Annotated in this window: 7 protein-coding genes; 6 read left to right on the forward strand and 1 reads right to left on the reverse strand. The window is 53.2% G+C overall.

Annotation, left to right across the window (positions count from 1 at the left end; genetic code table 11):
* Nucleotides 1–126: 126 nt before the first annotated feature.
* Nucleotides 127–315 (reverse strand): hypothetical protein, encoded by a 189-nt coding sequence (locus tag ABX962_RS30525; RefSeq protein WP_372725226.1) that lies wholly within the window; start codon nucleotides 313–315, stop codon nucleotides 127–129.
* 339 nt (nucleotides 316–654) lie between these two features.
* Between ABX962_RS30525 and ABX962_RS30530 the strand changes: the two genes are divergently transcribed.
* From ABX962_RS30530 to ABX962_RS30555, 6 genes are all read left to right on the forward strand, one after another.
* On the forward strand, nucleotides 655–1227 hold the full coding sequence (locus ABX962_RS30530; RefSeq protein WP_372725227.1) for a hypothetical protein: 573 nt from the start codon (nucleotides 655–657) through the stop codon (nucleotides 1225–1227).
* Between the two features lie 117 nt (nucleotides 1228–1344).
* Nucleotides 1345–1869, forward strand: coding sequence for a hypothetical protein (locus ABX962_RS30535; protein ID WP_372725229.1), 525 nt, complete (start codon nucleotides 1345–1347; stop codon nucleotides 1867–1869).
* A gap of 490 nt (nucleotides 1870–2359) precedes the next feature.
* Nucleotides 2360–2662, forward strand: a complete 303-nt coding sequence (locus ABX962_RS30540) for a hypothetical protein (RefSeq protein WP_372725231.1) — start codon at nucleotides 2360–2362, stop codon at nucleotides 2660–2662.
* A gap of 123 nt (nucleotides 2663–2785) precedes the next feature.
* Nucleotides 2786–3463 carry a hypothetical protein gene (locus ABX962_RS30545; protein ID WP_372725233.1) on the forward strand — a complete coding sequence of 226 codons (678 nt, stop codon included), beginning with the start codon at nucleotides 2786–2788 and terminating at the stop codon, nucleotides 3461–3463.
* 198 nt (nucleotides 3464–3661) lie between these two features.
* Complete coding sequence (locus tag ABX962_RS30550) at nucleotides 3662–4072, forward strand: hypothetical protein (RefSeq protein WP_372725234.1); 411 nt, start codon at nucleotides 3662–3664, stop codon at nucleotides 4070–4072.
* Nucleotides 4073–4168: 96 nt separating this feature from the next.
* The gene (locus ABX962_RS30555; protein WP_372725236.1) at nucleotides 4169–4648 is read left to right on the forward strand and encodes a PDZ domain-containing protein; all 480 of its coding nucleotides are present in this window, start codon (nucleotides 4169–4171) and stop codon (nucleotides 4646–4648) included.
* The last annotated feature ends 123 nt before the right edge of the window (nucleotides 4649–4771 follow it).

Genomic DNA, 4771 nt, shown 5'->3' on the forward strand with positions numbered 1-4771 from the left:
AGTGAGGAGTGAGGAGTGAGGAGTGAGGAGTGAGGAGTGAGGAGTGAGGAGTGAGGAGTGAGGAGTGTGCGGCAGGTGATGGCGGATGTAAGACAGAAAGATTTTTATGACGAAGTAACACGTCACTCATCGTTCTGCCTTCATCTTTTTGTCAACCATGTTTTTGCCTTTGGGTTGATCATTTGCGAGGCTAGCGTCTAACTCATTCGTGGGGGCTAAGTCGCGTCGATCATTGGACAGTGAGATGTTCATTCGCGGTGACTCACGGGCAAGCGTTTGCGTGCGGTATTCGCTGCGAATCAGAGGGATTTCCACGGGGCAAGTGCTGGTGGCGCGGACTTGATCGCGATTGAAGAGTGCGAAGTGATGCCAGGTGAGAGGTGTCCGCTGGGAGCCGGATGCGCCGGTGGCGCCAGTCCGGTTCTGAGAGCGTTCGGTGATCCATTGGACTGTGATTAATTGGATTAGGATCAAATACTGTGACACCCCAAGGAGAAATCTGTGGCAAACCGTGAACACAAAGCGTATCCTAACATCCGAGAGACTCCGTTCTACTCGCCACGGAGCACCGCATGGCGCGTTTGCAAATGGAAACCACATGGGCGGTGCTCGCTCAACGCCAACGTTCTTCCGTTTCTCAACAAGGAGACTTAAATGCGTTATTTTATTTGCTTAGCCTTTGTGACAGCATGTTGCTCGATTCCAAATGTCGTATTGTCTCAGGATGCGGCCGAGTCATCGCTCAATCAACGGATCGAGACTCTTGAACTCAAACTTCAACTGGCTGAGCAACAAATCAAGCAGTTGAATGAAGAGTGCGAGGCTTTGCGGAAGGAGAACGCTTCGCTGAAGGAAGTGGAAGCAGAGTCATCGGACCCAGCAAAAGACCAGTTTGCCCCAGGTGTGGTGTGGGGAGGACTATCCAAAATCCCAGGACAAAAGGATGAGCTTCGTTGGGCGATTTCGATTGCGCAACGGGACGGCGACAAGTTGGAAGGTGTTGTCGCGACGCACTCCCCAAGCGGTGATAAGATCGAATTTCCGGTGACGGGCAAAGCCCCTCGTAGAGGCGACGGATTGGTGATCATCGAGTCGCCTGTTGTGGGCCGCGCCAAAATTTTCATGCGTGGCACCCTTCGTAACGGTTCAGTCGCTCTCGCATTCTCTGGCACGAGTCCCTTGGGAAAAAAGTTCTTTGGGTCGGCAGCACTTTCCCCAAAAAACTGAAGGAAGAACCATGAAATGCACGCGAGGACGTCTTGCACGTTTTTTGAAGTGGAGAGTCTTGCGTCCGTCCCCCGTGATGCCGGTCGTAACACCTTCAGAACATCAATCGGAGAGTCAATGGGATTCCGTGTCGCACTGATTGCAGTTCGTGGAATTGACGCTGATACGCTTTACGAACGATTTGGCGTCCGGCGCACTGGCCAGCATGAAGAGATCGCCGAATCTCCGGTCTGCGGCGCTACCGTATCCACTGGTTGGGAACTGTTGTACTTGAACGACTATCCGCGACCTCATAGCGAAGTCTTGGCCAAATTATCGGCTCGTGCGGAGCTGCTATTCTGCGATGCGAATGAAACGTGCATGTCGAGTTTTGCGACGGGATGGGAAAACGGGGTGGAGAAATGGATTGTTTTCCATGACGCTCAGCAATCGCCAACTCATTTGGTGACGGACGGCGACCCGCCAGAAGGATATGATGTAATCCGCGATGCCAAACTACGAGAACAGGCTGACGACGGCGATGATGTCGATCACGTATTCGACGTGCCGATTGATTTGTTTGCCTCTTTGACCGGAATTCGTTACGACATGGACTTGCCGAATTCGACAGGCGAAGACTACGAAATGCTCGATCCGCTGTGACAAGGCGGGTGGACACAAGCCAATGCACTCGATCGGCGGGGCCGGGCGATTTGCTGTGGACAATCTCTCGTCGCCGCCGGATGATTGGCACCGTTACCCGACTGATTCAACCTTACTTCCTTGTCGTATGAAGATATCGCTTGCGCTAATGATCGTGTTTGTACATTGCTTCGTATCGCACGAGGTTGGCGCGGACTCTTTCGGTGATCGCCAAATCGCTCAAGTGCTCGACGATCGGCCGGAGATGCGCGGAGTTGTGCCCATTGACCACCCGGTCTATCGATTCGTTGCCTCAAAATTCTCTGCCGGTGGTCTGCAAAACCATCGTGTTCATTGGGACAACGCCGAGCCTATGTCCGGTGCTGAGCACGTCTGCCAGATTCTCTGTGTCGTTCGTGTGTCGGCCGACGCCAAATACTCAGGTCGGGATAAATGGGCGATGCTTGTGTTTGAGCTTTTTAACCTCTCGCACGCTGATAGGGTTGGGAAGTTGCGATGGCAGGTTGTTCACGACGAAATCAGCAAAAACGATTTCGTCAACGAGTCACTTCGTCTCGAGATTGATGCGATGCGGAAAACACAGGAATTTCTCACTCGGAATCCGCTGCCTGGCTTAGACGCGCATGCCGACGGATTCTACTTTCAGTTTCTTGCAACCCCATCCCGCCTGGACGAGTACATCGAATTTCTAAATCGCAACAAGGGTCGTTTGGAATACGATCCACGGGTCTACAATGCGTCGATATACGATTCATTGCGGCCGCAGTCAACGCAACCCCAAGGCGGCGGGTGATAAGGCCGTGCACTGGCGCGGCGTACGAAACGTTTTGACAATGGTTAATTTCTCGTCGCCGCCCAGTGACGTCCACCGTTCGCCGACTGAAATCCCTGAACCGATTTGACCCGTTGACAGTCCATGCACAGCATCCCGGATCCCGGTTTCCGCCACATGGAAGAGTGCTGCCGGCAAGACCTGAATTTGCCGGAAGGGTGCTCTATTGCTTGGCGTAACGTGAGTCACTTTCCGTCACTGCCTGGCTGCCATTTCTTCCATATCTCGACTGATTCAGCCTTGCTGGAGCACTGCAGCTTGGTTTGGAGTTCATCGCTTGTTGTTGCCTGGAATACTGGTCGAGAGGAAAAACGGTACGAGTTCGTCGAACTGCGATCAGATGGCGCGGGCCTACAAGAAGTCCTGCGAGAAAGATGGGAATTTCTTTGCCATGCTTGCGCGAAGTGTTTGGCAAGCCTAATCTTGGACGTGACTGCAAAAGGAAGTTACTCGCACTTTGTTCTTGGGAAGGGAGGGGACGTCGTGAAGTTTCCCCTTTCATATCCATCGCTTTCAGACCGGTTCGAGGTGAATTTCTCAGAATTGAATCCGATACTACCCAAGCTCGGCAGAACCCGCTTCGATTTTGACAGGGACGCAATTTCATTGCGTGTACTCACGCTGCTTGGCTGCAACCATCATAAGACTGATCTCGGGGTGGAGCGGTTGCGTATCTATCGTGATGGGCGTTTTGAGAAACGCCCTCGTCAAGTGTGGTCAACGCAGATTTTCTCGGCGACACCTGATGTTATTTGGGATTGATCCTCTCGATATCATTGGGGCCGGCGTGCAACAAGTGTATGAGACGGAGGGCGGCTTGCGTGCTGTTTTGAAGTGGAGAATCTTTCGTCCGTCCCCCCGTGATGTCTACCGATCGTCGTATGAGCAATTGCGATTTCACGAACGGACCTTTATCGATAGCTTCAAGGTTATGTTTCCTCTCTACCTAAGGATTTCCCGATGTGGCGTTTCACTCGACTATCAACACTGCTGGGTTTCGCAATCGTGTGTTCGTTCGCAGCCAGCAATTCCGTTGCTGTGGCTGAAGACGGTCGCATGGCCGATGCGAATCAGATTTACCCAGCTGTTTACAGGTTCTACGATCTTCCAGTCTTCACAACGGACGGCAAATTTTATCCCAAGTTAATGATGCAACTTGTTCGTGCGATGACTTCTCCATCGGATTGGGAAGAAGGGGGAGGCAAATCAACCTATACCTCCTACCCGCAGAACCTCTGTATCGTCATTTCGACTCACCATCGAAACCACGACAAGATCACGAAATTGCTGAACGAGATTCGCAGCCATCGCGCGACCGAAGGATCCCGTGATCGTGACGAACCATCGGGTGCACTTGAGTCGCCGAGTTGAGTATGCCGAAGTGGTGTGTCGTTTGCGGCGACACGTGATCCGCAACGTTCTGGCATTTATGTGGTTTCACTTTTCGTTATCTAAATGTGCGATCTGATGGCAACCAAATCTGCCACAAACCACACGGGACGCGTCCGCCTCTCTATCGTCGTCGCCGTGCTCGCGTCGCTCATAGCCGGATTTCTGTTTCGGAATTATTTGTTCGATATCAACCATTTCCGCGCATCGTCGCGGGCTCTTTCGCCCGAAAGCGTTGGGTGGGCCGGTATTGGCTGGGACGCTGCGTCGCCGGCCGACATCGCAGCGATGGGCGTACCGTACGCGCTAAAATTGACGCAAGTCGCCCCAACGGGACCTGCGGACGCCGCTGGACTAATGGCGGGTGATTTCGTCACGACAATCAATGGATCGACGTTTCGCGATGCGTCCGACTTCCAATCGCGGGCAAGTGGGTTGCGGCCGGGCCAAGCTGTTAAACTTGGCATCGTACGCAACGGAGCGTCTACTACGATTACGGTAACTTTAGGCGATTGGTCGGATGTCAAAGACTTGAGCATCACGACGATTGGTTTATAGACGCCAGAACGATGCCGTGCACGTTGCGGACTGGCAAGGTCTGGTTGACGAGCGGGTGGGAGGCTAGACACGGAGACACGGAGACACGGAGTGGTGAGCTGGGAGCTGGGAGTGGGGAGTGGG

Source organism: Novipirellula sp. (assembly GCF_041583735.1).
Classification (GTDB): domain Bacteria; phylum Planctomycetota; class Planctomycetia; order Pirellulales; family Pirellulaceae; genus Novipirellula.

What these genes read in the sequence shown, in the direction of transcription:
- ABX962_RS30555 (WP_372725236.1), top strand. Translation starts at nt 4,169, where the DNA reads ATGGCAACCAAATCTGCCACAAACCACACGGGACGCGTCCGCCTCTCT.
- ABX962_RS30550 (WP_372725234.1), top strand. Translation starts at nt 3,662, where the DNA reads ATGTGGCGTTTCACTCGACTATCAACACTGCTGGGTTTCGCAATCGTG.
- ABX962_RS30545 (WP_372725233.1), top strand. Translation starts at nt 2,786, where the DNA reads ATGCACAGCATCCCGGATCCCGGTTTCCGCCACATGGAAGAGTGCTGC.
- ABX962_RS30530 (WP_372725227.1), top strand. Translation starts at nt 655, where the DNA reads ATGCGTTATTTTATTTGCTTAGCCTTTGTGACAGCATGTTGCTCGATT.
- ABX962_RS30535 (WP_372725229.1), top strand. Translation starts at nt 1,345, where the DNA reads ATGGGATTCCGTGTCGCACTGATTGCAGTTCGTGGAATTGACGCTGAT.